Origin of the sequence: Halorubrum halophilum, assembly GCF_000739595.1 — an archaeon.
Lineage (GTDB): Archaea > Halobacteriota > Halobacteria > Halobacteriales > Haloferacaceae > Halorubrum > Halorubrum halophilum.
Genome location: NZ_BBJP01000012.1, coordinates 1 through 23,812, shown reverse-complemented (window position 1 = coordinate 23,812; position 23,812 = coordinate 1). Strand labels below are relative to the sequence as shown.

Annotated in this window: 29 protein-coding genes and 1 tRNA gene; 9 read left to right on the top strand and 21 right to left on the bottom strand. The window is 64.5% G+C overall.

What is annotated here, in order from left to right:
• Window positions 1-211: 211 nt before the first annotated feature.
• From ACP96_RS03930 to ACP96_RS03920, 3 genes are all read left to right on the top strand, one after another.
• Window positions 212-2,143: an aldehyde ferredoxin oxidoreductase family protein gene (locus tag ACP96_RS03930; RefSeq protein ID WP_050032308.1), complete on the top strand. Its 1,932-nt coding sequence runs from the start codon at window positions 212-214 to the stop codon at window positions 2,141-2,143.
• Window positions 2,144-2,213: 70 nt separating this feature from the next.
• Entirely contained in the window at window positions 2,214-2,636 is a 423-nt protein-coding gene (locus tag ACP96_RS03925) for a hypothetical protein (RefSeq protein ID WP_082222462.1), read from the top strand.
• A gap of 41 nt (window positions 2,637-2,677) precedes the next feature.
• Window positions 2,678-3,022: a hypothetical protein gene (locus ACP96_RS03920; RefSeq protein WP_050032307.1), complete on the top strand. Its 345-nt coding sequence runs from the start codon at window positions 2,678-2,680 to the stop codon at window positions 3,020-3,022.
• A 522-nt stretch (window positions 3,023-3,544) separates the two neighbouring features.
• Here the strand turns inward: ACP96_RS03920 and ACP96_RS03915 are convergent.
• On the bottom strand, window positions 3,545-4,591 hold the full coding sequence (locus tag ACP96_RS03915) for an enolase (RefSeq protein ID WP_050032306.1): 1,047 nt from the start codon (window positions 4,589-4,591) through the stop codon (window positions 3,545-3,547).
• Window positions 4,592-4,648: 57 nt separating this feature from the next.
• The gene (locus ACP96_RS03910; protein WP_050023813.1) at window positions 4,649-5,359 is read right to left on the bottom strand and encodes a DUF1405 domain-containing protein; all 711 of its coding nucleotides are present in this window, start codon (window positions 5,357-5,359) and stop codon (window positions 4,649-4,651) included.
• Window positions 5,360-5,502: 143 nt separating this feature from the next.
• Here ACP96_RS03910 and ACP96_RS03905 point away from each other — a divergent pair, with 143 nt between their 5' ends.
• From ACP96_RS03905 to ACP96_RS03885, 6 genes are all read left to right on the top strand, one after another.
• On the top strand, window positions 5,503-6,195 hold the full coding sequence (locus tag ACP96_RS03905) for an FxsA family protein (protein ID WP_050032304.1): 693 nt from the start codon (window positions 5,503-5,505) through the stop codon (window positions 6,193-6,195).
• Between the two features lie 132 nt (window positions 6,196-6,327).
• Window positions 6,328-6,401: transfer RNA gene (locus tag ACP96_RS03900), tRNA-Ile, on the top strand.
• Between the two features lie 171 nt (window positions 6,402-6,572).
• Entirely contained in the window at window positions 6,573-6,788 is a 216-nt protein-coding gene (locus tag ACP96_RS03895) for a hypothetical protein (RefSeq protein ID WP_050023808.1), read from the top strand.
• Window positions 6,785-6,937, top strand: a complete 153-nt coding sequence (locus ACP96_RS19115; RefSeq protein ID WP_202593909.1) for a hypothetical protein — start codon at window positions 6,785-6,787, stop codon at window positions 6,935-6,937. Before ACP96_RS03895 ends, ACP96_RS19115 begins: the two co-directional genes overlap by 4 nt.
• A complete protein-coding gene (locus ACP96_RS03890; protein WP_050023807.1) occupies window positions 6,927-7,139 on the top strand; it encodes a hypothetical protein in 213 nt (70 codons plus the stop codon). Before ACP96_RS19115 ends, ACP96_RS03890 begins: the two co-directional genes overlap by 11 nt.
• Window positions 7,140-7,147: 8 nt before the next feature.
• Window positions 7,148-8,800, top strand: a complete 1,653-nt coding sequence (locus tag ACP96_RS03885) for a DUF7845 domain-containing protein (protein ID WP_050032366.1) — start codon at window positions 7,148-7,150, stop codon at window positions 8,798-8,800.
• A 470-nt stretch (window positions 8,801-9,270) separates the two neighbouring features.
• Here ACP96_RS03885 and ACP96_RS03880 read toward each other — a convergent pair whose 3' ends face one another.
• From ACP96_RS03880 to ACP96_RS03800, 19 genes are all read right to left on the bottom strand, one after another.
• Window positions 9,271-9,588, bottom strand: coding sequence for a hypothetical protein (locus ACP96_RS03880; RefSeq protein ID WP_050032303.1), 318 nt, complete (start codon window positions 9,586-9,588; stop codon window positions 9,271-9,273).
• Window positions 9,588-11,252: a hypothetical protein gene (locus ACP96_RS03875; RefSeq protein WP_050032301.1), complete on the bottom strand. Its 1,665-nt coding sequence runs from the start codon at window positions 11,250-11,252 to the stop codon at window positions 9,588-9,590. The genes ACP96_RS03880 and ACP96_RS03875 overlap by 1 nt, the downstream gene beginning before the upstream one ends.
• Before the next feature lie 1,435 nt (window positions 11,253-12,687).
• On the bottom strand, window positions 12,688-14,097 hold the full coding sequence (locus ACP96_RS03870; protein ID WP_050032300.1) for a hypothetical protein: 1,410 nt from the start codon (window positions 14,095-14,097) through the stop codon (window positions 12,688-12,690).
• Complete coding sequence (locus tag ACP96_RS03865; protein WP_237561608.1) at window positions 14,094-14,864, bottom strand: hypothetical protein; 771 nt, start codon at window positions 14,862-14,864, stop codon at window positions 14,094-14,096. The genes ACP96_RS03870 and ACP96_RS03865 overlap by 4 nt, the downstream gene beginning before the upstream one ends.
• Window positions 14,865-14,904: 40 nt before the next feature.
• Window positions 14,905-16,731 carry a hypothetical protein gene (locus tag ACP96_RS03860; RefSeq protein ID WP_050032297.1) on the bottom strand — a complete coding sequence of 609 codons (1,827 nt, stop codon included), beginning with the start codon at window positions 16,729-16,731 and terminating at the stop codon, window positions 14,905-14,907.
• Window positions 16,728-16,934: a hypothetical protein gene (locus ACP96_RS18490; protein WP_154020398.1), complete on the bottom strand. Its 207-nt coding sequence runs from the start codon at window positions 16,932-16,934 to the stop codon at window positions 16,728-16,730. Before ACP96_RS18490 ends, ACP96_RS03860 begins: the two co-directional genes overlap by 4 nt.
• Window positions 16,931-17,350: a hypothetical protein gene (locus tag ACP96_RS03855; protein ID WP_050032295.1), complete on the bottom strand. Its 420-nt coding sequence runs from the start codon at window positions 17,348-17,350 to the stop codon at window positions 16,931-16,933. The genes ACP96_RS18490 and ACP96_RS03855 overlap by 4 nt, the downstream gene beginning before the upstream one ends.
• The gene (locus ACP96_RS03850) at window positions 17,347-17,610 is read right to left on the bottom strand and encodes a hypothetical protein (RefSeq protein WP_050032293.1); all 264 of its coding nucleotides are present in this window, start codon (window positions 17,608-17,610) and stop codon (window positions 17,347-17,349) included. Before ACP96_RS03850 ends, ACP96_RS03855 begins: the two co-directional genes overlap by 4 nt.
• Complete coding sequence (locus ACP96_RS03845; RefSeq protein WP_237561607.1) at window positions 17,610-17,984, bottom strand: hypothetical protein; 375 nt, start codon at window positions 17,982-17,984, stop codon at window positions 17,610-17,612. The genes ACP96_RS03850 and ACP96_RS03845 overlap by 1 nt, the downstream gene beginning before the upstream one ends.
• Before the next feature lie 332 nt (window positions 17,985-18,316).
• A complete protein-coding gene (locus ACP96_RS03840) occupies window positions 18,317-18,799 on the bottom strand; it encodes a hypothetical protein (protein ID WP_050032292.1) in 483 nt (160 codons plus the stop codon).
• A gap of 2 nt (window positions 18,800-18,801) precedes the next feature.
• Window positions 18,802-19,254: a hypothetical protein gene (locus ACP96_RS03835; protein WP_050032291.1), complete on the bottom strand. Its 453-nt coding sequence runs from the start codon at window positions 19,252-19,254 to the stop codon at window positions 18,802-18,804.
• A 47-nt stretch (window positions 19,255-19,301) separates the two neighbouring features.
• Entirely contained in the window at window positions 19,302-19,772 is a 471-nt protein-coding gene (locus ACP96_RS03830) for a hypothetical protein (RefSeq protein WP_050032290.1), read from the bottom strand.
• 1 nt (window position 19,773) lies between these two features.
• A complete protein-coding gene (locus ACP96_RS03825; protein ID WP_237561606.1) occupies window positions 19,774-20,451 on the bottom strand; it encodes a hypothetical protein in 678 nt (225 codons plus the stop codon).
• 189 nt (window positions 20,452-20,640) lie between these two features.
• Window positions 20,641-20,913: a hypothetical protein gene (locus ACP96_RS03820; RefSeq protein ID WP_050032289.1), complete on the bottom strand. Its 273-nt coding sequence runs from the start codon at window positions 20,911-20,913 to the stop codon at window positions 20,641-20,643.
• 167 nt (window positions 20,914-21,080) lie between these two features.
• Window positions 21,081-21,260: a hypothetical protein gene (locus tag ACP96_RS18485; protein WP_154020397.1), complete on the bottom strand. Its 180-nt coding sequence runs from the start codon at window positions 21,258-21,260 to the stop codon at window positions 21,081-21,083.
• Window positions 21,257-21,862: a site-specific integrase gene (locus ACP96_RS03815; RefSeq protein ID WP_050032288.1), complete on the bottom strand. Its 606-nt coding sequence runs from the start codon at window positions 21,860-21,862 to the stop codon at window positions 21,257-21,259. The genes ACP96_RS18485 and ACP96_RS03815 overlap by 4 nt, the downstream gene beginning before the upstream one ends.
• Before the next feature lie 118 nt (window positions 21,863-21,980).
• A complete protein-coding gene (locus ACP96_RS03810) occupies window positions 21,981-22,232 on the bottom strand; it encodes a type II toxin-antitoxin system HicA family toxin (protein ID WP_050032287.1) in 252 nt (83 codons plus the stop codon).
• Window positions 22,233-22,493, bottom strand: a complete 261-nt coding sequence (locus ACP96_RS03805) for a type II toxin-antitoxin system HicB family antitoxin (protein WP_050032284.1) — start codon at window positions 22,491-22,493, stop codon at window positions 22,233-22,235. It abuts the gene before it with no gap.
• Window positions 22,494-22,576: 83 nt separating this feature from the next.
• Complete coding sequence (locus tag ACP96_RS03800; protein ID WP_082222461.1) at window positions 22,577-23,734, bottom strand: restriction endonuclease; 1,158 nt, start codon at window positions 23,732-23,734, stop codon at window positions 22,577-22,579.
• Between the last annotated feature and the right edge of the window lie 78 nt (window positions 23,735-23,812).

The window sequence follows — 23,812 nt, the reverse complement described above, 5'->3', positions numbered from 1 at the left end:
CCGCGCCGAAACCGCTTGATAGTACGGCCGCCGACACGAGTGTGAGAACGACACACGAATGCCCTTCTGTCGGCCGTTTTCGGCGTGTGTTTCCGTTCTATCATTTATATACCACGATGCCGGCAGTCGAGCGTCGAAGTAACCGGTACCGGCTACGTCGAGAGGTGAACAACTAACCCGCTACAGTCCTTCTTTAATTAACGAGCATTACATGACTGAAATGGGCGGCTACAGAGACCGAGTTGCACAGGTCGATCTCGGGGACGGAGCGGTCGACTACCGCGGGATCGACGAGGACGACGCGGAGAAGTACATCGGCGCGCGCGGGCTCGGCGTCAAGTACGTCTTCGACGCCGGTCCGGACGTCGACCCGCTGGGGCCGGACAACCGGCTCGCGATCATGACCGGCCCCCTCACGGGGACCCAGACCGTGATGAGCGGTCGGATCGCGTTCGTCACCAAGTCCCCGCTGACGGGGACAGTCACCGACTCGCACCACGGCGGCTGGTCCGGAGCGCGGCTCAAGTGGTCCGGGCTCGACGGCCTCCTGCTTGACGGCGCGAGCGACGAGCCCGTCTACCTGTTCGTCGAGGACGGCGAGGTCGAGGTACGCGACGCCTCCCACCTCTGGGGAGAGGGCGTCCACGACACGATCGACGCCATCGGCGAGGAGGTCGACGGGAAAGTCGGTCGGAACGTCTCCGTGATGGCGATCGGCCAGGGCGGCGAGAACGAGGTGCGCTACGGCTGCGTCATCAACGAAGACGACCGCGCCTCGGGCCGGGGCGGCACGGGGGCCGTGATGGGCTCGAAGAACGTGAAGGCGGTCGTCGTGAAGAGCGGCACCAACATGCCGAAGCCGGCAGACCCCGAGACGTTCCAAGAGGGGTACCAGCAGGCGATGGAGGTCATCCGGGAGTCCGACGTGACCGCGCCCAACGAGGGCGGACTCTCGATGTACGGCACCAACGTCCTGATGAACGCGACGGAGGAGATGGACGGCCTCCCGTCGAAGAACGCGAAGTACACCTCGACCGAGGCGTACAACGAGGCGGAGGGCGTCGACATCGAGGCGGAGCGGGTCTCCGGCGAGAACGTCCGCGAGAACATCCTCGTCGACGAGCCGACGTGTCACTCCTGTCCGGTCGCGTGTAAGAAGGAGGTCGAGGTCGACGTCACCCACAAGGGGCAGGACATGAACGTCCGCACGGAGTCGTACGAGTACGAGTCCGCGTGGGCGCTCGGCCCGAACTCCGGGCACTCCGACCGCGACGAGATCGCTCTGATGCTCCAGCGCTGTAACGACCTGGGCATCGACACCATCGAGGCCGGCAACATGATGGCGATGGCGATGGAGATGAGCGAAGAAGGCAAACTCGACGGCGTCGGGCACCTCGACTGGGGCGACTCCGAGACGATGATCGATCTCCTCGACGAGATCGGCCACCGCTCCTCGGACCTCGGCGACCTCCTCGCGGAGGGTCCCGAGCGCGTCGCTGACGCGAAGGACGCCCACGGCAACAAGCTCTCCGTCAAAGGCCAGACGATGGCCGCGTACGACCCGCGCTGTATGAAGGGGATGGGGATCGCGTACGCGACCTCCAACCGCGGCGCCTGCCACCTGCGCGGCTACACGCCGGCCGCCGAGATCCTCGGCATTCCGGAGAAGGTTGACCCGTACGAGTGGGAGGGCAAGGGCGAGCTCACCGCCACCTTCCAGGACCTGCACGCGGTGTCTGACTCCTTCGACATCTGCAAGTTCAGCGCGTTCGCGGAGGGGATCGAAGAGTACGTGCTCCAGTACAACGGCATGACCGGCCGCGACGTCAGCGAGGACGAGCTGTTCGAGGCGGGCGAGCGGGTGTACAACCTCGAACGCTACTACAACAACCTCGTCGGCTTCGACGGCGCGGACGACACCCTGCCGAACCGCTTCATCGACGGGCACCCGGACGCCATCCCCGGAACGGGCGCCAGCGAGGGTCAGCTCGCGGAGCTCGACGAGATGAAGGCCGAGTACTACGAGACCCGCGACTGGGTCGACGGCGTCGTCCCCGACGAGAAGCTCGACGAACTCGGGATCGATATCGGGCCCGGCACCGGCGTCTCCACCGGCGACTCCGCGGCGCCCGCCGACGACTGAGCGCTCGCCGTCCCGCAGTCGATTTTTTAGACCGCAACCGGTATCACGGAGCCGCGCGCACGGCCTCCGTATGTCCCCGAAGTCGACTCGTCGGTCCCTCCTCGGTACGTTGTTTGCCGCCGCGGCGGGCGGACTCGCCGGCTGCGCGGACCTCCTCGGCCCGAGAGAGCTCGCGCACGAGGTCGAGATGTACAACCGCCGCGACACCGCCCACACGCTCACGGTCCGGGTCGAAAACGCCGGCGGCGACGCGCTGTACCGGCAGACGTTCGAGATCGACGGCGACCGCGCCCGGGAGGGGACCGAACCCTTCACCGGAGCGCCGACGGCTGTCGTCGTGACGGTCGACGACCGCGAGCCGATCGAGCGCGACTGGCCGGACCCGAACTGCGAGCAACAGGGGACGCGCTCGGCCGGCGGCGTCGACGTGTATCTCCTCCCCGACGGCGAGGTGCGGTTGGAGCCGACCTGCGACACGATCTACGCAGAGTAGCGTCGGCCATTTTTAACTGATCCGCGCCGGTAGCGCCGCGTATGACGCACGACCCTCTCTCTCCCTCCGAAGCCCTCCGAACGCGGGCCGGGACGGCGATCGCTGTCGTCTCGCTCCTCCTGTTCGCGTACTCGTTCGTGATCGTCGGACAGATCCTCCTCGGCGTCATGGTCAGTGGCGCGCTGTCGATTGGGCTGTACCTCAGCTACCGGACCCTCGCCGTCCTCGACTCGATCGCAGACGCCGCCCAGCGGTTCGCGGACACCCGCGAGCGCGAGGCCGACGAGGCGTCCCGGTTCGGCTCCGCGACGGATCGCGATACGACGACCGATCGCGACTTCTCGGCGTCGCGGTCGTCGGATCGGATCTCCGAGCGCGAGCGGTAGAAGGAGACCCCACCACGCTCGGCTCTGCTGAACTACGGCGGGAGTAGGTACCGCGAATTGGTGACACGGTTGTTTATAAGCGATCGAGTGATGCTGCTGGCGGCTGTTTATAAGCCACAGACAGCACGGTGAAGACCTCCAAAGCCCCAGCAGCGAGGGCGGCGCAGGCTCGCTGCGCGCCTCACTCGGTCGCTCACTTCGTTCGCTCCCTCGTTGCGGTGCTTGAGTCGCCTGCGCCGCCCTCGCTGCTGCCCCTTTGAGTCCCGCCCCGCAACCGCACCACACAGCCTCACACCTCCCCAGCCTCGTCGGTGGCCCTCCGCTTCGCTCCGGACCACCGACTCCCTCGCGCGTTCGACTCGCGGCCTGTCGGCCGCTCGTCGGCACGCGCCACCGCCCCGTTCATTTATAAGCGTTCGTCGCCGTCGCTCACACCTTTTTAAATACCGTATCGCTACCAACGAACTCCGCCACTCACTCCCGAAACCGTTCGCCTCTGAGCAGTTCAACGGAGTTCTCTCCCTAGAACTCGAAGCCGACGGCGTCGCGGTCGGGCCGAAGCGGGCTCATCGGATACGGCGGCGACGCCTCGGGGTCGTTGAACTCGCGGGGAGCCACGTCGTTCGGCGCGTCGGGGTAGAACAGCGCGGCGAGCGTCTGAATCGCGGTCCGGCCGCTGGCAAGTTCGAACTGGCCGCCGCCGTACAGCTCGATGCCGCGCTCCTCGCAGTACGCGATCGTCTCGAACAGCGATTCGAGCGTGCCGAACCGAGAGGGCTTCACGTTACACCACCCGGGCTCGACCGGGAGCGATTCGAGGGCCTCGACGCCGTCGATCGGGTAGTCGAAGGAGAGGCGGTCGGCCTGCGGCTCGACGAGCGGGCGCGTCTGGGGCGTGAACGCCGGATCCTCCACGATCGCGGCCGGGAACGCGGCGAACACGTCCCGATACAGCTCGGGGTCGGCCTCGCCGTCGACGTCGGTGTCTTCGTACCAGCCCTTCAGGTCGAGGATACGAACCGCGTCGGTCTCTCTGAGAACCGTGAACGCCTCCTCCGGCCAGTCTGGCGTCGGGTCGAGCTTGAACTCCAACTCGTCGTCGAGCGCGAGCAGCTCCTCGACGCGGTCAGTCGTCGGCGGCTCACCCAGCCGCGTCGAGACGACGAACCGGACCGGCTCAGGCTCGCGACCGAGGTACTCGCCGAGCGATTCGTCGCGCTGTCTGAGCGCCAGATCGAGCGCGGCGCTCTCGACCGCCCACCGCCGGTAGTTGCGGAAGTACTCCTGCTCGGGCGGTTTGTGCGCGAACAGGTCGATCTCGTCGAGGCGCGCCGACAGCTCGTCGATCGTCCACTCGCCTTCGACGTCGATTGGGTCGGTCCCGACGAGCGCGGCGTGGTCTGCGGTCTCGTAGGTCACGTCCTCGCCGCGGCCGATGACGCCGTCTCCGGCGAGACGGAACTCGGTGGTCGTTCGCTCGAACCCGCTGGTCGTGTTCCCGGTGTACCGGCGGCGCTCCACCGACTCGATCGTCACTGAAAGGTCCGCGATCTGTTCGTACGCGCTCATGGCGTCCCTGACGGTCCGCGGGGACTTAAACGGGGGACGCCGCTGCGGAGGCTACAGTCAGGCGTCGTCGCCCCGGCCGATCCGGAGCCGGAGCGTGGCGATCCGCGTCGCGAGCGCCCAGAATAGCGGGATCACGGTGAGCACGACCGCGCCGGCCGCCGCGACCTGCAGCACGGTCGTCGTGAACCACGGCTCGGCGTCGGGGTAGGGGATCGACGTGTGGGTCACCTCGCCGAGCACGGGGACGAAGTAGTCCATCAGCAGGTCGACCGTGTACCACGCGGTCGCGACCGCGACCGCCTTCAGCGGGAAGTCGGTGATCCGGTGGAGCACGAACGCCTGCACGACCATCCCGAGGTGGCTCACGAACAGGAACGCGTACATCGCGGGCCCCGAATTCGCGAGGAACGCGGGGGAGAAGGCGACGAGCACGTACGGTGTCCAGAGCCCGAGCTTGACGTTCCCGAAGAAGGCGAGCGTCGCCAGCGTGTCGCTCGACCGGCCGAGCCCCCACGCCGCGAGCGCGAGCGCGATGAGCAGCGTCGCGCCGGGACTATCGGGGATGAAGGGCCACATCTCGACCGGCAGCTCGCGGAACTGGAACCGGTAGTACCAGAAGCCGAACGCGGTGCCGAGGAGGTTGATGGCGACGATCACCCAGACGAACCGGAACGCCACGTCCTCCAGCGCCTCCGGGAGCGGGGCGAGCCACCGCGGCAGCGACTCGCGGTCCGGCGGGTCGCGGCCGAGCGCGCCGACGATGTCCATACGCTCGGCTCGGACCGGCCGGTCAAAGCCGTGGCGGTCGCGGATCGGGCGCCGAACGCCTGCCGCCCGTCCACCGCCGACCGTCGGCCTCCCCACGGCACCGGACGAAAAGGGCTATGGGTCCCCGGCGGGAAGGCGACGGTATGCGCCCGCGAACGCTGCTCGCGCTGCTCCTCGTCGTCCCACTCGTGGACGCGCTGTTCCTGATCGTCGTCGCGACGCGGCTGGGGTGGGCGGTCACGGTCGCGCTCGTCGTGTTGACGGCCGTCCTCGGGATGCTCCTGCTGCGCGCCGAGGGGCGCGCGACGCTCGCGCGGGTCCAGCGCAAGCTGGCCCGCGGCGAGCCGCCGACCGACGAACTGCTCGACGGCGGCCTCCTGATCGCCGCCGGCGCGTTCCTGCTCACGCCGGGACTCGTCACCGACGCGGTCGGATTCCTGCTCGCGCTCCCGCTCTCGCGGGTCCCGATCCGCATGGCACTCAAGAAGTACGTCGTGATCCCGTATCTCGACAGCGAGACCGGCGGATTCACCACCGGAAACGTCTACATCGGCGGGTTCCCCGGCGGCGACGGAGACGGTGGTGGTGCCGGCGCCGGATTCACGATGGGCGGCTCGTTCGGCGGCGGGAACTTCGGTAACGGAAATGGATTCGACGGCGACGACTTCGACGAAGGCGAGTTCGGCGGCAACGGCGACTTCGACGACCAGCACTCCACCGGCGACGGACCCAGCGACGCCGCCGACGGCGACCGATTCGACGACCCGGACCACGCGGACGACGTCGTCGACGTGGACTTCACGGTGGAAGACGAGGAGCCGGACCGGAGCGACTGACGCCCCGCCTTCTACGCGCTCTCCCCTCTGCGTGAGCCGCTTCTGACGCGATCCGAAACCGGCTGACTGCGGCCGATTCGCGAAAGGAAACCCTTAAAATCCTACCAGCGCAACCAATGAATGCGCTCACCTGGGCCAATAGCTCAGTCAGGTTGAGCGCTCGGCTGATAACCGGGAGGTCCACGGTTCAAATCCGTGTTGGCCCACCTCAGAAGCGGTCGGCGTTATGCCACCGCGGTTGGGGCCGTACAACTCCCCAGCCACCTAATTTCCGTACTTCCGCTACTATTAGAGAGGGCCGTCTCGCGTTGTCCAACCTATAATCATAGCGACCCCCAGAGCTGTCTCCGGGTTTCTGACACAGGAGGTGCGTCAGCGTGAGCCTCGGATACTCCGGGTCGTTCACCGTCACGAAGTCCCGCGAGTTCCGGTGCGACACCTGCGGCGCCCGCTGTACTGAGAGCATTAACGGCGATCTCGAGTACGGTCACCTCGTCGGCTGTCCCCACCGTCCCGACTCCTTCCGGAAGTCAACCTCTGACGGTGGCAGGCGGTACAAACCGGACGACGCTGACGGGGGTGCGTCCGCGTGAGCGACGATCCCGATCACGCGAGATCGCTCGCGGAACAGCTCCGACTCGCTGAGGAAAACGACAACCTCCCCGACGAACTCGCGGATAAACTCGACCAGGAGGAGGACGATCAGGAGGAAGACGACCAGGAGGAGAACGATGGCGAGTAAGTCGCGTCCCGCTCCCGGCGCTGGTCACGTCGGCCCGCTCCTCTCGGCGCGCTGTACTGGATGCGGGAAGACCTCAGAGAAGCGGACCACCGAGATCGTCGGCGACGCGTCGAGCGGCTCCTTCCAGCACGTCTGTCACTCGTGTCGGGGCGTCACCTGGTGGAACGCGCTCGCCGTCCTCGAGGAGGCTGATTCGGCGTGAGCATCGACATGCCCTCGACGCCGGACGCCACGATTGGGACGCTCCCCGACCCGCGCCTCGAGGATCGCATCGCTCCCGAACCCGCCGCCCACGGTGCCGCCGTACAGGCCGTGTTCAACGACGCTGGTCGCGACTTGGCGGTCTACTCGGCGGTGCATCAGTTGTGGTACGAGGTCGTCGGAGACCGCGACCAGGAGCCGGGGATCGTCGCGGAGGTTAACCACGAGGCTCTCCCGTGGCTCGAAGCGCCGACATCTAGCCGTGAGTGGGTCGTGAAGCTCACCTCGTCACGCTGGAAGGCCGGAACTGGGACCGGCGACGACTATTCGGCGTACTACAAGTACGACCTCACTCTTCGCGAGCGCGATGACGACGGAGACCTCCACAAGACCGGACAGGCGTGTTCGCTCCGCGTGATCCCGCAGTTCGACGATCTCAACTACAAGGACGGGAGTTCGCTCACGCTACAGTACGGAGAGGGCTCGCTCGTGCGGTGCTCGACCACGTGGGCGGACACCGCCGACGAGATCGAGGGTCGCATGCTCGACATTCTCGAGCTCGTCCTAGACGTCGACCGCGGTCGTCTCCTGGAAGACCGCGACGCTGACTCGCGGCGCCTCACGAAGGCGGAGGCGCACCACCGGTTCGATATCGGATGGAAGCGCCAGGTGATCGAGGTGATGGACCAGACGCGTGACCTCATCGCATTCGGCGGTATGTCGGAGATCGAGGCACACCAGTACCGGCTTCGCGAGGGATACCTGGAGGCGCTCCTCGACGCTGACCGCTGGCACCTCCTCGGTTTCGAGCGGACCAGCTACGATATCGAACTGAAGTGCTACCAGAACGCCGGATGGACAGAGATCCCGCGAGAGGACCCGGCGCATCATCCGAAGCTCGAGGCGTCGTTCGCCGGCGTCGACGGCGACGGTGCGCTTCCGCACGTCGACGAGTGGGACGAGGTCATGTCGGTCCTCCGTTCCGTTGTCTCGGCGCACCTCGATTGGGCGGATGTCGGTCGGGAGGAGCTGATCGCCGACGACTTTCAGCCCGGTTCAGCGAGCCCGGAGTACCGCTACCGTCATCCGAACGGCCGTCGAGAACAGCTCCGGGAGCGGTACGAGGCCGTCGGGACAGAGATCCACCGCGAGGCCCTCAAGGCGAACACGCAGGCTGTGTACGATATCCTCCGCGTCGTCGCGACCGAGAGCGGCGCGTCGTACGACACGCTCGAGGAGCGGACCGGTCTCGCCCGCTCGACGATCCGGTACCACGTCTCCCGGCTCGCGGAGATCGGCGTCTGCGAGAAGGTCTCGAATCCGGTTCTCGTCGTGTTCCCCTCGCTCGCTGTTCTCGAGGAGGCCGAGGAGATCCTCCGGCGGATCTATCCGGACGACCAGGTCGACGACATGATGGACCGCGCGGAGGAGCGCCGCGAACGTCGCGAGGAGCGCGACGATCCGAGTTCCGTCGGCAACCAGGAGGAGAGCGACGACCAAGAGGACGACGCCGGCGACAGAGATCGTGGTCGGAACTCCGAGTGGGCGTACTTCGAGGACCTCCGCCTCGAGGTGCACCAGCTCGCGAACGCGCTCGATCGCGGGTACCTGGACGGTGACGAGGTCCGCGTGAGGACCGATCGCCGAGACTGGGTCGAATAACGGCGCTCGGCGCCACGGGCTCGCCTCGGGCGATAGCTTCGGCTCTCTTTTTCCTCGCGGTCTTAACCAACACTTCGCGCCTCTCACCCTCCGATGTTGGTTAACCCGGTGCGTCGGCGGGGCCGATCGCGCGTCGATTCGGTCGCCGAGTGAATTTTGCGCTGATACGAGGTGGATTTTAAAACATAATGGTTCTTAACCTCTTGTCGCGGATCGCGCTTTTCGCAGGGTGTAACGTCGCGAGAACGGCCGGTAGAGCGTCCGCGGTGCGTGGGTAGGTTAGCAGGGGACCCTACGGGTGTAGCCCCTAAGGGGGAGAACAATAACGGCCGGAGCCAGAACGGCTCCGGCCTACCGCCACGCACCGCTCCGCACGTGGAACGTACAGAACGGTCGTAGGACACTCTCTCCGCGGTGAGAACACGGTATAGTGGGGGACGGGAACCCGCGAAGTACCTTCTCAGATAGCCTTACGTCGTCTCCTCGAGGCGCCCGATCGTCGCGTCGATGACCCACTCGCCGATCGCGTTCCACACCGTATCGACGAACGTCGCCAGCTGCGAGGTCATCCGGCCGACGTTCGGGTCGACCCAACCGAGTCCGATCGCGACGCCGGCGCCGACTAGGACGACGATGCCGTAGGCCGCGCCCGACGAGAGGACCGTGCCGATGAGCCGACCGATTTTGACCGCCTTGAACAGGTAGAGCGCCCCCACGAGGAGCATCGCGCCCATCATCAACCGCTGACCGGCGCCGAGCGCGGCCAGCGCCTCGAGGAGCCAGCTCATCAGTCTGACCCCTCGTCGTCGCCGCCGCTTCGGAGGTTGCCGCCGATCACAACCTGCGGGCGGTCGTCGTTCGGTCCGTTGTTCGCGCGGTACTCGCGGACGAGCTGGATGAGCGCGTAGCTGCCGATGAGCACCAAGATGAGGAACGCGTCCGAGTTGACGAGCTCGGTGAGGAGGTCGGTCTCGCCGAGCCCCTGGAGCGCGACGACGCCGGCGACGCCGACGATCGCGATCCACCGCGCCGTCGTGAACGCGTCCGCCTCGCGCAAGAGGAACAGCGAGCCGACGGCGATTCCGGCGACGGCGAGGATCGCGCCCGTCTCCGAGCCGATGCTGAACAGCCCGGCCTCTGCGGCCGCCACGGCGACCGCGGCGCCGACGGCACCGGTGAGGAGTCGGTTCTCCCCAACGCTCACTAGCCCGCTGCCAGCCGCCGAGACGGCCGACTCTACACCGGAGCCGACCGGGCCACCGATACGCGGGATACGCGAGAACGAGCCGCCGACGCTGGCGGCGATGCTGTCGACGGCGTCCCGCGAACTCGACGGACGCGAACCGGCGACAAACAGCATCCCGACCCCTCCGAACAGGACGAGGAGACTCGGGAGGTTGCCGTCCGAGAAGGTCGCGAAGACGCCGCTGCCGACTGAGTCAGTCGACGGACTCGGCGGATCGGTCGCCTCGATCGAGACGAGCCCCACGTCGTCGCGGCTCACCTCGATCGGGTCGGGCTTCTCCGCAGCGCCGAGCTGCTCGCCGTCGCCGTCGACGACCGCGTACCACTGGCCGTCCGTGCCGGCGACGTACTCGGCGATCCACGCGTCTCCGACGACGCTCGCCGGCTCGACCACGAACCCCGTGTTGCTCGCGTTCGCGCTCTCCGGGACGCGGACGCGCATGCTGTTCTGGCCGGGCGACACGCGGGCGGGAAGCGTGTTCAGCGTCATTTCGCTGCCGGATGAGGCGTTCGGCGCGTGGAGGCGCTGGCGGCCGTCTCCGTACAGTTCGACGTAGTCGCTCTCGGCCGAGTAGCTCTCGTTTTCGGCGTAGTGGACGAGGCTTCCCTGCGGCGTCTCGCCGATACCGAGGTAGCTATCGGAGCTCCACGAGTCGAGTCGGATGCGCGAGTCGAGGTCGAAGCCGACCGGCGTCGCCTGCACGACGGAGATCTCCGCGTTGTGCGCGTCGACGCGAGAGCCGACCGATCGCACCTCGACGGTCGTCCCCTCCGGCACCGGATCGCCCGCGACCTCCGACACGTCGACGGTGAGCGTCGTCCCCGAGAGGTTCGACGCCGACTGCGGGACGCTCGAGTAGGTTCCGCTCTCGTTGAGCCGGTATTCGAGCGAGCGCATCGAGAGAACCGTTCGCGCGTGTGGAACCGTGAGAGTGGCGTTCTCTCGCGGCGTCGTGTAGGTCTTCGAGACGTTGTACCGCTCCGAGAGCGCCTCGCTCTCGTACTGAACGGTCCGCGGCGACTCGAGGTCGTGCCGGTACTCCACGTCTACGTGCGGCTCGGGACCGCTGGTGACCGAGCCGTCACCCACGGACACGCTGACGTTGTTCGTCCCCTCTTGGAGCCACGACGAGCTCGCGTTCAGCGAGACCGTCTCTCCGTCACCGAGGGTGCCGTCGTACCCGGTCGTCTCACCGTTAACTTCCACGACGGGATCATGTGTTTGAGATCTTGCGCGGTATTCCAGAGCAACCCCAGCTCCGTTAGAGGAGGTGGATATGTCGATCGTTGATGCGTCCCTAGTAACCGGGAAATCATACGTTCCGGGCCCTGAGAATGATATTTGTGTCCCGTCGTCAGCGCTGACAGTCATATCTTCCACGGTATATCCTTCGTATGACAACACCGGATCGAAAAGCTTGATCCCATCAAGATTTTGAACGTCCGTAACATCCATGCCGATAGTGACTTGGCCGGAGATATCACCGTCAACAGATGAACTCGGATAAAGGCTGCTGGCCGAACTACCACTATAATAATTAGAGTCCGAATTGATCTGCTCACCCTCTGAAAAGACGGAGCTACCCACATCGCCATCTGCGATGTACATTTCCCATGTGGCTCCGTAATCATCGCCGTTGTCGCCTTTTGTGAGCTCAAAAGGAGTTTCAGCACTATCAACGACATTACTCGCGTCAGCGGTGATTATCAATTGAGTATCAGTAGAGGGAGACCAGTCCGAATCTGACACACTAAAGGAATCAGGTCCACTCGGAGGTTCTTCGGTCACATCCAGAACGGGGGTGGTCGATTCGTGACCCACCGGTTGTATATTCCCGCCAATATCAACCGAGATCGAGTCGCCGTCACCGACAATTCCTGCGTCTTTTCGATTGTTGTCTGCATTTATCACGCCCGTCACATTGATGGACACGTCGTCGACCGAGTCTCGCGAGTCGAGCTGATACGTGTGGCGCGTTCCGTCGACCGCCGGCTGGTCCCGGATGACGAGCTCGCCGCCGAACGTGATCGTGTTCGTCGAGAACCCGCGAACGTAGAACGCCGCAGAGTCGCCACGCACCTGTATCGCCTCGGTATAGGTGCCGTTCTGCTCGTGAGCGATGCGTGCGACCGCTGGCACTTCGCCGTGCGTCCGGTTGAACCAGTCCGTCGGTACCGAGACCCAGCGACCGTCGTGTGTCCGGTCGTCCGAGAGGTTCAGCGCCGGCTCGCCGTCGGCCGTCGTCGTCTCCACGCGCATCGTTTGCGTGCCGGTCGACGCGTGGACAGTCGGACTCTCGTCGTCTCGCAGGTGTGACGCCGGAATCGCGTTCAGGTTCTCGAGCGGTCCTCGGCTCGGGTCGCTGACCTCCTCGAGCGTGGTGCCGTCGGGAGTGACGACCGTGCCGTTGTTCGGTTCCATCCCGTCGTCCGAGGGTGTCAGCATCATCGGCGCAGCGGCGATCGCGAGGACGACGACGCCGACGAGTCCAACCACTTTCAGTTGCTCATCGTCGAGCGGAATCTCGTCTAGCATGCCGACCTCCATCCCGCGGGGGGGTGGTGGGCTGGCGCACGCGCGAGCGCGTAATCCCTCACTCGGCGCGGTTCGGCTCGATTTTGGGAATCGATTGAAATCGGTTTCATTTGGCGCTCACCCTCCGAACTTCCGGCGAGATGACGCGGAGCTTCCCCGGAACCTTGTATCGGCGAGGGAGATCGTCCCAGCCGAACTCGGTGTACTGACCGCTCGTCCAGAACAGCCCGCGACCGAGTTTCCAGGTCGAAGTCATTTCTGTGCTCATCGGCGGCCGAACGCCGATGATCTCGTCGCTACCTGTGGGGTTGTCGGTGCCGGAGAGGGTGACTCCCCAGCGCATTTTCTTTCGGATCATCCAAGAGATCTCTCTGGGCTTCTGAGTCAGCAACACGAACGACAGGCCGTTCCGTCGGAAGTCGACGTACTGCTGGCTGACGGCGGCGATTTTGGTCGATAGACCGCCGTTATCGTTCGACGCGTGGTGTTTGAACAGATTGCTCGCCTCGTCGCAGACCCACGTCGTCCGCATCGACCGCTCCTCGTTGACGTTGTGGTGGACCAGCCAGCTGAACCACCAGTGGCTCGTCGGCGTCGCCTCCTTGTCGTCGAGCTCGGGATCGTGGCGACGCCGTTCCGCTTCCCAGATCGAAGTGTACTCGAGCGGGGGACACTCTGACGCCTTCTGAGTGATCTCCTCGCACCCTCGGAACTTCGGATCGGGATAGACGACGTGAAACGCACCCGACATGAGGACGTTGTTGTTCAGGTCATCCAGGTCGCTGTAGCGCTCCACGCGCCAGACGATGTCCTCGAGGTCGACCTCGATCGGCTCGAAATCCGTTTCTGCGAACCCGGAGCCGTCCTCCGGTGGTGCGAGCCGGACGCTGTACTCGACGCCCTCCGGAAGGCAGACGACGGCCCACGGCGCCAGCGGAAGCCACTCGGTCCGTTGCGGGGTTCCGCGCCAGACGACCGCCTCGCCGTTCACTTCCATCCAGCGGGCGATCATCGTCGAGACCGAGGTCGTCTTTCCGCGGCCCATCGGCCCGTGAATCAGCGCATCCGAGCCGCCAGTCGTCTCGAGGTCGCTGTCGTCGACGGACGTGTCCGGATCAGTGAGGTACTCGAAGACACCTCTCCGGGAGTCGGAGAGTCCGCTGAAGTCCTCGAAGTCGAGCCGGAACCCATCCATATCCGAGGTGTGGACGATCGCGTCGAGCATCGCCCGTGGGTGTCGGAGAGTGCTGTGTGGCGGTGTTCCCTCGACGGGGTCCGGCGTCCGTTCCAACCGCTCGAGGAGGTCCGGGAACGGCGTCATCTCCATGTGTCGGACGAGATTCTCGCCGATGCTGTGCCGCCGCTTGTCGTTTTTGACCTCCCGTGTCTCGTCGATACTCGTCGCCTCGAGGCCGGCTAACCACTCGTACAGGTACTCCGGATCCTGCACGACCTCGAGCATCGAGTCCGTCGATGTCACCGGGATGTCGTCCGGGATATTCTGGGAGTTGCTCATGATAGGTTGCCTGCAGATGATGAGGATTCGACTCCCCCGCTCGGGAGCTCCTCGGCGTTTGTGGAGGCCGTTCGAAGCGCACTGTTCCACGCGGGGAGCACGTCCTCGGCGAGCATCGAGTCGAGCACCGCCGTTTGCTCATTTGCGAGGGCCGTCCACCACTGACTCATCGGGTTGCACACCTGCGACGTGAAGTCGCGAGGAAGGTGGCCGGATGCCGCGTACGCGACCTCGTCCGCCCATTCAACCGCATCCGCCTGTGAGCGGACACCTTCTCCGAACGGCGCCCTCAGCGCCCGGTGCTGGTCCACAACGCGCTGGTGCAGCCGCGGGCGCATTGCGATGAACCGCTGGCGGTCGGTGTGTCGGACCCCGTCTTGGTCGTCAGTGAAGTCGTTCGACTGAGCGCGAATCACGTCGACGGCTTTCTGGAACGCCGGCGAGAGCACGTCCTGGATGATGCGGGTCCGCTCCGTCCGGGCCTCGGAGGGTGACGGCGCCGTCTCTCCACAGAGATGCCGGCGCGCGCTCGGCTCGTCGAGACACGCCGCGACGGTCCATTGGTCGTTGATGAGGTGACTGAACCAGTCGTCCGGGACTCTCCCGACCGAGATCGCGGCCGCAACGTGCGACCACACGAGGAGCTCGTGTCGAGAGCCGAACCCCGTGCGGAGCCGCGACCGGATATCGCGTTGTTGCGCTCGGAGCGTCGGGAGCGCGGGGACGTGCGCGGACTCGGCCTTTCGATCGTCGTCCTCGCGCTGCATCGAGATGACCGAGCCGAGTGGGTCCGGAGAGCTCGTGGAGCTAATCGTCCGCCACCCCCGAATCCGTGTTCGAATCGGTCGTCCACGGCGCCGAGCCATCACCGTCGTCCGAGTCGGTGTCTGTGGTGTCGAGCTGCTCGTCGGCCATGTCCGTGCCGAACATGTCGTCCATCTTCTCGGCCATCTCTTTTCTCAGGGTCTGAACGGTCGACTGAGCGCGGTCAAGCGCCTGCCAGTCCATATCCTGAATCTGACTGTGGAGGTCCTCGAAGGTCCGGCGGGCGACGTACTCCTGTCGCTCGGTCGCGACGGTCGCACGCACGTCCGAGTAGTGGTACGGCGCCGGCTCGACGGACATCTTCCCGTCGACGGCGACCGTCCCGGCGATGAGCACGGGAACGGCCGCGATCGCGACGCCGACCAGCTGCGCGCCGAAGATCGCCATACCGCCGAAGTAGCCGAGTGCGCCGCCGCCGACGGCGACCGCGAGGAACGACCAATTGAGCCTCGTCGAGAAGTTCGACAGACTCGTCGCGATCGCGTCCGGTAGCGAGGCGATTCCGTCACCCTCCGGCGGCTCTGCCAGCTCCGACTCGTCGACGTCCACCGTCAGCGAGGGGGCGAACGAAAGCGTCGCCGGCGAGTGAGTGAGGACCTCGTCGCTCGTCGGGTCCACCTCGTACATCCGTTCCAGGTCGGAGTCGGCGTCGCCCTCGTCGACAGTGGCTAAGTCCCCACGAGGCACGGCCGCCGGGTCCGCCCAGTAGCGGGCGAGCATCGGCGTGAGGCCCTTCGCGGGCGCGTACAGCGTTCCCCCGCGGTTGACCACCGTTTTGATTCGGTTCGGGACGAGCCGGCTCGAGGCCGCGTCGTCTCCGGTCGGAGTGAGCGCGTCGTCGTCGAGACGCCGCTGGAAGAACCCGGCTTTCTCGGCGTCAGCGTCCCGGAGACCGAGCATTAGGATAAGCCCGATGAGGCCGACGACCACCCCCACAACGGCGGGCGCGTTCGCGAGGACGGACGCGGTCGCGAACGTCGCGAAGCCGGCGGTCCCGACGAAGACGAGCCCGGAGAGGATGAGCCAGAAGCCGAGGCCTTTCTGTGCGCCGATCACGATGCGATCGAACACGTGGTCCGCGATCTTCCGGCTGACGAACAGCGAGACGAGCGCGGGGAGGAGGATGTTGATACCGCCCCACCGGAACAGGTCGCCCTCCGAATCGACAGAGAACGCCGGCGACTGTGCGAGCGGATTGCTCCGGTGTTCGAACCGCCACCGGGCACCGTCGACGAGCTCGCCGTCCTTCTCGAGCCACATCGATGCCTGCACCGTCTCGTCGAAGTGCGGCTGTAGCCCGATTCGGGACGCGTCCCGGCCCTTGTCGACGTTGATGCCGACCCGCTGCACCTCCTGACCGGCCGCGTAGGTCCGCTCTTGCCCGTTCGGTCCGGTCGTCGTCTCCTCGGTCCAGTAGACGAGGACGACCTCGTACTCGCCGACAGCATCGAGATACGCCGACGTTTCGAACGTGAGCGTGTTCGACTGCACGCGAGTAGAGGGCTTCAGCGGCTTTGATTGGGAGTTGATGAGCGATATCGTCGGATATTTGACGAACGCGCCGCCGGTGCCGAGACTCCGTTCGGATTCGATCGTCACGGCCTCGGCGGTACTCGGCGGCTGTGTCCCGCTTCGACGGAGCTCCTCGAGGGAGAACGGGCCGGGCTCTTCCCACGTTGCGTTCGAATCATCGACCTGCGGCGACGGACCGGTCTCCGTCGGCACCACGGCCGCCAAAGCGGGCGTCGCCGTCAACACGACTAGGAGGACAGCGAGACTAACCGCGGCGACCGCGGCGCCGCGGTTCATCCCGATACCTCCTTACCACCGACGAGCACGACGGCGCCGACGACGGACCACGCGATTGGCGACGACGAGCTTGCCGGTCCGAGAGGTGTGCCCGCAATTTGTCCCGCGATCGTCGCGTCCGCTACAGCTGCGAGTACGCCACCGAGGATCGTCCCGCCGATCACTACAAAAGCGACGTATCCAAGGTCTCCGAGGATGCTCATCGGTCTCCCTCGCTTTCGTCGCTCTCACCACCGTCCGCGACCGGCGCCGGCGCCTGGTCGCGAGCCGGCGTTCGCTCCAAGTGCTCGAGGCCGACCGGTCGGAACCGCTCGTCGACGCGCTCGTCGATCGGCGGCGCCGCCTCGAGGTCGTCGAGCCGGTGCCCGCAGGTTGCACAGAATCGCGAGGACATCGCGTTGACGCTGGTCTTACAGTTCGAACAGGCGTCGAATTTGATCTGGTCGCGAACGTAGAACAGACCGACGCCGGCGAGGATGCCGGTGACGCCCACGATGTCAGCATCGGCGACGGTTCCGAGCGCTATGAGTCCGAGAGACGCGGCGTAGAGTGCGTAGGCCGTCCCTCGCGGTGAATCGAGGAACCACTGTCGAACCGTTCGACGGGTGGAGAGCTTCATCCGCTCACCTCACTGGCTTCCCGCTCCTCAAGCGAATCCAAGCGGTCACTGACGACGTACGCGACTACGAACCCGATCGTCGCGATACCGAGCGCGACGCCTACTAGAGCACCCTGAAAAACACTGTCGCCGATCGGGAACAGGACACCGGCGGCGCCGATTCCGAGGAGAGCGCCGGCGATGTTTGCGGCCCACACGCCGGTGAGACGCGTCCGAGAGGTCACCGCCCTTGGCAGTTCGAAAGGCATGACGGTCGACATCAGTCGTCGTCCTCCGTTGCCGAGGCCGAGGCGAACATCCACGCGAGGACGGCGACGACGCCGACCGCCAGGAACTCGCCGTTCGTCAGTTCGAAGCCGAGGCTGTCGATCGCGATCACTCCGGCGGCGCCGCCGGCGAGGCCAGCGAGCGCGGTCGCCCCGAGCTCCCAAATGACCGGGCCGGCCCACAGCCCGCCGACGAGCCCACCGGCACCGAGGAGCCGGTCGACTGTCGCCGCACCGAAGATCTTCTTCGCTGCCTTCTTCGGGTACATGATGAGATACGCGAACAGGTCCGTGTACTCGCCGATGATGTACCCGAACCCGGCGATGATGACCCATCCGAGGATCGCCTCGGTGGACATCGCGGGCATCTACCGCACCTCCGTTTTCCGCACTGGTCGACTGTCGATCGTCGTTGTGTGAGTCATGAATCTTCGATTGAATCTTCGAGGTCGTCTCCAGCGTCCAGGAGAAGCTTCGCGAGTAGGATGACGCCCGTCGGATGAGCGCCTGTGTCGCGTACTTCTCCGGGAACGGGAGCTGTTCTGAGACCGTCGCCAGCAGCGATGAGATATAGAACAATTGGTTGGCGTTGCCCCATATCCAGAACGCGATCCCGTCGACGAACGGTATGTTGAACACTGCAGCAACCGTCGCGAACAGGCCGCTCACTATCGCTGCCGGGTTTTTGAGTAGTGACATGTTAGGTTCCGAGCACCCCCGCGAGCCCCGGCACCGCGTCCGCGATGACGAGGATGATTCTCCGCCCGATGAACGCGAGGAGCCACACGACAACGACCACCTCGCCCGCGAGGATGATCGGCGCGAGCGGTCCGCCGACCGTCGCGAAGCCGACCGCCGCCTCGACGAGCCGATCCACGAGACCGAGGAAGCCGGTTCCGTCGGACGCCGACCCGCCGATCGTCGCGCCGATGTTGACGAGCTGGGTCCCAATGAACAGCGGAATGTCCGCGATACCGTAGGTCCCGACGAGTCCGGGCTCGGAGCCCTCAAAGACGAACACGATGAGGTCCAGAAACTGAACCACCGCGTCGTTGAGCCCCTCTAGGAGCGGCGAGAGAATCGCTCCGAGGATGAACCCCTGTGGCGACCTCGCGAATCGCTGAAGCGACTGGGGTAGCGTGTACCCGTCGCCACCGCCATCGTTCGGATTAGCTTGCGCCACGCTCACCCACCTCCGAAGAACCTCGAGGTCGCCGCTTGGAGGCCGACCGAGAGGACGTAGACACTTCCGAGGACGATCCCGAAGTTAATCGGGAGCGCCAGCACCCCGAACTGTGCCGAGTTGAACGCGAACGCGTTGCTGTAGCCCGAGACGACGGCACCGAGCGTCACGTCGATGAGTCCCGACTCATACGCGAAGCCGAGCCCGGTGCCGTTCACCGGCTGCCAGCTCCCTTCGATGAACGCTTCGAACCCGCCGACGATCGACACCACCTGGTCCGTGACTGTGGCGACTACATTCGTTACCCCCGCCACCACGGTGGCTAAAACCGATGTGCCGATCGTCTGGCCGAGTCGGCCCCAATTCACGGGGTTCGACACGTTCAGTATGGGAATTCCGCCCGACGTGTCGCCGTTGATGAACCTCGTGAGGGCGCCATCGCCGCTGCTACTCACCGGCGATCACCCCACGAGGACTGCGGCGAAGTGTGTCTCATGGTGTCCTACATATCATCAACGGGTTCCTCGTCGGCGCCGATGTACGGCACGTCAAACGGCAGGCCGGGGAACAGGTTTCCAGTCTCCTCCTCGTTCAGGAACGTCGCCAAGAGGTACAGACTCGCCAGTGCGAGCGCCACTGTCAGTGGCAACGCGAGGATCCCCGCGATCGTCTCGCCGAAAACGGATCGTATCGCCGCCTCAGAGATCTCGGAGCCAGCGAGAATCAGGTCCGCGGGCCCGGTCAAGAGCCCGTCGAACAGCGAGGAGATCGACTCGCCGGCGCCTTCGAACGGCGACGTCGCGAACTGCGTGATCGCGTTGACGATGTCGATGATCGCGATGAACGGAGACGTGATCAGTCCGATGACTGACGCCGAGAGCACCGTCGTCGCCTTCCCGCCTTCTGACAGGTAGGTCGCGATGCCGTTGAGCGTTCCCACACCGCCGCCGTCTCCAAGCGATAGGGTCGGCATGTTACTCCTCCGCCAGTCGCTCTTTCACCGGGTCCCAGAGGCCAATGACGTACGTCACGCCGAACACGGCGAACGCGATGATCCCGTTCGTCACCGTCAACAGGCCACCGCCGGCGCCGGCGAAGAAGGCCCCGCCCCCGCCCGCCTGGTTAACCGTCGTTCCGACCTCGATGTTGTCAGCTGATTCCTCGTCGGAGTCGCTCGCGTCCTCGGTGACAACGACACGGTACTCGTCGTATTCGGTCGCGTTGACCGCGAACGTCTGCCGAGCCGTGTCGTTCTCGTCCGCTGAGGAGATCGTCCCGGAGTCGACTTCGTCCGAGAGACCGTCGGAGATACCGTAGACAGTGTAGTTCAGTGCGTCTCCCGAGGTGTTGGTGACCTCGAGGTAGACGCTCTCGGTGTCACTGTCGACCGTCACCGACTTGTCAGCGAGTTCGTTGCCCGACTGTGCAACCGCCGGCACCGCCATGGACGTGAGGACTGCGAGCGCCAGGAGCGTCGCGAGTCCCGTCTTCTTGATGTTGATGTTCATGCGCTGTTCCCGTTGCTGCCGCTGGTGTGTCGATTTGTCATTTCCAGAACGGACTTTTTCGCCGTCCGAGGCGGTGTTTCGTAACTTTTCGACGTAGTCGCGGAAGGCGTCGCTGACGACGATCCCAGTCGGATCCCAGGTCACGCGTCGCCTCCGTGGTTAGACCATTCGGTCCACCGCTTCTCCTCGCCGTCGGGCTCTTTCTCCGAGCCCGTGTCGTCGTCGTTCATGCCGTTCACGGCTCGCCGCACGAGCCGATATAAAAGACGAGCCGTCAGCGAGGGGATAAAACGGCAGAACCGAACAGGTGTGAGAGGGTCTCCGCCGTGTTCGTCACGTCTCGTCCGCCGTGTCGTCCCACGGCCAGCGAAACACGAGCTCCTCGCGGCCGTCTTCTCGATTTTCGAGCGACACCGACCGCTGAAAGGTGTGCGACGCGAGCATTCCCCACAAAAATATTGTGAGTGAGTAGTCTGAGAACACCTGCCCGAACAACGCGACTGCCATCCAACCGACCAGGAACGTGATCACGCGACTGAGGAGCCAGTCAACATCGAATCTGACGCCGTTCCGATCGTTTCCATCCGTAGATTCCTCACGCTGCATGGTGATCCTCCAGATAATCGACTAGAGCGTAAGCTGCGAAGGCGGAGACGCCACCGAAAAACGCCCAGTCGACGAACGACGGTCGGAGCGCGACTGCTATCACCAAAATAATTGGCAAGACAGCAGCTAACAGCTTGATTTTCCAGTAAACTCCGCCCGAAGACTGATCAGAAGACAACGCTGATCACCCCGCTCGCAAACAGTCCGAGCAGCGCCGCGAGCGTCATCTGTGTCATTCCAGGACCGACGATGTTGTCCCCGAGCACCATACAAAGCCCGCGGTCCGTCAGAACGAACGGACCGGGAAGGTCTCGAACAACACCTACAGCCTCTTGCTCGCGGCTCACGCGAATCCCGCCTCCTCGAAGGCGTCGTTGACGACCTCCGGCGTCGGCGCGTTCAGGTAGGGCTCGATCGCCTGGAAGGAGTCCCACCCGCCGACCTGCATGACGACGCGCGGGTTCACCTGCTTATCGACGAGAAGCCTCTGTGCGAACCGGCGCCGGAGATCGTGGCTCGACACGTGTAGAAAGTCCTCGTCGCCGGTCGCGTCGGCCGCGCGTTCGGCCGTGCGTTTGACCACCGCCCGAATCCCGCTCTCGGAGAGGTCGACGATCGGCTCGTGGCGGCCGACGTCCTCCGACCGAACGAACCGGTGGATATCGCCCTCGACCTCTCGCGGGAGGTAGGCGTCGCGAGGCTTCCCGCCGCTCCCGGTCGTGTCCTTCCCCTCCGGGACGCGGAGGCGGAAGTGGTCGCCGTCGGGAGTACGCTTCACGTGTTTCGGCGCGACCTGCGGAATCTCGAAGGCGCGGAGCCCGACGAACCCGCCGAGCTGTATCACGAGGTCGTCGCGGTGACTCCCCGCGGCACGGCGGAGCTCCTCGAGGTCGTCGTCCGTGAGCCAGCATTTGAACTGGTCCTCCTTGCGCGTGGATTCTAAGCGCATACGACCTTCCAAAACAAGATAGCACTTAATGCGGCAGAACCGAGCGGGTCACCGCCGTGATCGGGGCGGTTTCGAGGGTCTATTTATCGACTTGTATAACAAGTCGACAGCCCGAAGCTCACCGATGCTCGTCGATCCACTCACACCACGCGTGGAAGTCCTCGGCTCCACACTGGTCGGCGATCGACTGCAGCGTTCCGGTCGGGATCTCGTCTTCGGATGCCATGGGAACAGTCACTACCCGGACCTCGTCCGTGTCTGGTGACTCGTAACGCATCTTCAGGTGACTGCCGACGCGGCCGACACGCTTGTAGCCAAAGTCGTGGAGTACAGACGCGATCTCGCGTCCGGAGAAGTTCGTCCGGACCATTCACTTCATGAAGTCAGGAAGCTCCTCGTCGCCGGGTTCCGAGTCTTCGAGGCCCCACTCATCGAGATCCTCGTCAGTCACGGGCTCGCCACCGCCTTCGTGAAGTTCAATCGCCTCTGCGAGCATACGGAGGGCTTCCGCCTTCGTGTCACCGAAAGACGCGACACCGGTCTCGATATCCCTCGCGGTGATCGAGCCGTCATCCTCGTGAATGAACTCGACCCCCTCACCGTTAGACGGGTCGCGTGTCGCACTCGCCATACACCTCCTTCGTGGACCGCTCGAATAAGCGTTCTGTCGGATACCGCCCGGCAAGTGTAAGAGGCCGAGAGACGGTTTAATTACTATCTACTGACCTCTTTCTGGATATCTTTAACAACGCGATCAGTCAGAGTCCGATCGTCGACGAGTTCGGTTTGAGCGAGGAGTTTCACGATGTCTCCACCCGAGAACAATCGAACCGGATACGCGGAGAAATTCTCTTCCTGAGCCTGTTTCGTGTAGTGTGATGTTGTGAAGAAGAGGCCGATTTCCCCGTCCTCGACTCGTGAGGCGAGTCGGCTCAGTTCCTTGCCCGAGACGCTCGATCCCTTATTTTTGATCTGAGCTTTGAATTTGATCCCGGTGTCAGTCGAACCGAGCGGAGCATCTGGTAGCAAGTCGATCCGTCCCTCAAGATCCACGCCCCGGTCACCACTCGTTGGAGTCTGTTCGATTTGACTGAAGTTCGGAAGCGTCTCGAGGAGGTACTGAATCAGGAACTCCATTTTTTCGCCTTTCTTTGGATTATCGAGTTGACTTCGAATGTCATCGAGGAGCGGCTGATAGTCGGTATCAGGCAACTGTGCGTCTCTCGAGCGGATCTGGTTTTTGTAGATCGAGTATCGTCGAACGCGTCCGCTGTCTATCCACTCGTTCCATGCGTCGGGGCCACCGACGTCGGCGCCAGTTCGAGACTTGCGATGGATCCACTCGAGATCGACGGTGTCGACGTCGAGGATCGCGAGGTCGAAGAGGTAATTGACAACGGTGTCGGCACCGTCCTTGTAGCGCTCGATGCTGAGATCCGTCAGTACACAGAGGCCCTGGAAAGTGACCTCCCCTGAACGGGGTTTCTCAAAGAGGAGGACGGGCGGAGCGTCTTCGCGATTGTCCTGTGCGTAGGTCTCACAGTAGTCGGTCTTCACCCACCTGTTCCCATTCGCATTCTCCGGGTCGGGATTGTGTCGTGCTTTCGCGTCTCCCCAGTAGCGAACAATTCCCTCCTCTCGATTGATAACGTCCTCCCACGGGTTCTGTGGCCCTCCTCGCTCTTGGCTGGAAACGAAGACAAGGAACTCACGCTTTCCAGTCTGTGAGTTCACGATCGCACGAATGCCACCGCTGTTCCGGATCCCATTGTCGATCGGCCCGTTTAGCCACGCTTGGAATTCATCTTTTTGAGGATCTGACGAGCTACGATACGTTTCACCGACGACGTACTGGTCTCCATAGCGTGACATGTTCTGACGAACATGTCTCTTACGACCAACCTTGTGAAACCAATCGTTTCATCCCTGTAGTTGGATAGCAGTTCCATG

Excerpts from the sequence above, each read along its gene's own strand:
- ACP96_RS03930 (WP_050032308.1), top strand. The coding sequence starts at position 212 with ATGACTGAAATGGGCGGCTACAGAGACCGAGTTGCACAGGTCGATCTC.
- ACP96_RS03925 (WP_082222462.1), top strand. The coding sequence starts at position 2,214 with ATGTCCCCGAAGTCGACTCGTCGGTCCCTCCTCGGTACGTTGTTTGCC.
- ACP96_RS03920 (WP_050032307.1), top strand. The coding sequence starts at position 2,678 with ATGACGCACGACCCTCTCTCTCCCTCCGAAGCCCTCCGAACGCGGGCC.
- ACP96_RS03915 (WP_050032306.1), bottom strand. The coding sequence starts at position 4,591 with ATGAGCGCGTACGAACAGATCGCGGACCTTTCAGTGACGATCGAGTCG.
- ACP96_RS03910 (WP_050023813.1), bottom strand. The coding sequence starts at position 5,359 with ATGGACATCGTCGGCGCGCTCGGCCGCGACCCGCCGGACCGCGAGTCG.
- ACP96_RS03905 (WP_050032304.1), top strand. The coding sequence starts at position 5,503 with ATGCGCCCGCGAACGCTGCTCGCGCTGCTCCTCGTCGTCCCACTCGTG.
- ACP96_RS03890 (WP_050023807.1), top strand. The coding sequence starts at position 6,927 with ATGGCGAGTAAGTCGCGTCCCGCTCCCGGCGCTGGTCACGTCGGCCCG.
- ACP96_RS03885 (WP_050032366.1), top strand. The coding sequence starts at position 7,148 with ATGCCCTCGACGCCGGACGCCACGATTGGGACGCTCCCCGACCCGCGC.
- ACP96_RS03880 (WP_050032303.1), bottom strand. The coding sequence starts at position 9,588 with ATGAGCTGGCTCCTCGAGGCGCTGGCCGCGCTCGGCGCCGGTCAGCGG.
- ACP96_RS03870 (WP_050032300.1), bottom strand. The coding sequence starts at position 14,097 with ATGAGCAACTCCCAGAATATCCCGGACGACATCCCGGTGACATCGACG.
- ACP96_RS03865 (WP_237561608.1), bottom strand. The coding sequence starts at position 14,864 with ATGCAGCGCGAGGACGACGATCGAAAGGCCGAGTCCGCGCACGTCCCC.
- ACP96_RS03860 (WP_050032297.1), bottom strand. The coding sequence starts at position 16,731 with ATGAACCGCGGCGCCGCGGTCGCCGCGGTTAGTCTCGCTGTCCTCCTA.
- ACP96_RS18490 (WP_154020398.1), bottom strand. The coding sequence starts at position 16,934 with ATGAGCATCCTCGGAGACCTTGGATACGTCGCTTTTGTAGTGATCGGC.
- ACP96_RS03855 (WP_050032295.1), bottom strand. The coding sequence starts at position 17,350 with ATGAAGCTCTCCACCCGTCGAACGGTTCGACAGTGGTTCCTCGATTCA.
- ACP96_RS03850 (WP_050032293.1), bottom strand. The coding sequence starts at position 17,610 with ATGTCGACCGTCATGCCTTTCGAACTGCCAAGGGCGGTGACCTCTCGG.
- ACP96_RS03845 (WP_237561607.1), bottom strand. The coding sequence starts at position 17,984 with ATGCCCGCGATGTCCACCGAGGCGATCCTCGGATGGGTCATCATCGCC.
- ACP96_RS03830 (WP_050032290.1), bottom strand. The coding sequence starts at position 19,772 with ATGCCGACCCTATCGCTTGGAGACGGCGGCGGTGTGGGAACGCTCAAC.
- ACP96_RS03820 (WP_050032289.1), bottom strand. The coding sequence starts at position 20,913 with ATGCAGCGTGAGGAATCTACGGATGGAAACGATCGGAACGGCGTCAGA.
- ACP96_RS03815 (WP_050032288.1), bottom strand. The coding sequence starts at position 21,862 with ATGCGCTTAGAATCCACGCGCAAGGAGGACCAGTTCAAATGCTGGCTC.
- ACP96_RS03810 (WP_050032287.1), bottom strand. The coding sequence starts at position 22,232 with ATGGTCCGGACGAACTTCTCCGGACGCGAGATCGCGTCTGTACTCCAC.
- ACP96_RS03805 (WP_050032284.1), bottom strand. The coding sequence starts at position 22,493 with ATGGCGAGTGCGACACGCGACCCGTCTAACGGTGAGGGGGTCGAGTTC.
- ACP96_RS03800 (WP_082222461.1), bottom strand. The coding sequence starts at position 23,734 with ATGTCACGCTATGGAGACCAGTACGTCGTCGGTGAAACGTATCGTAGC.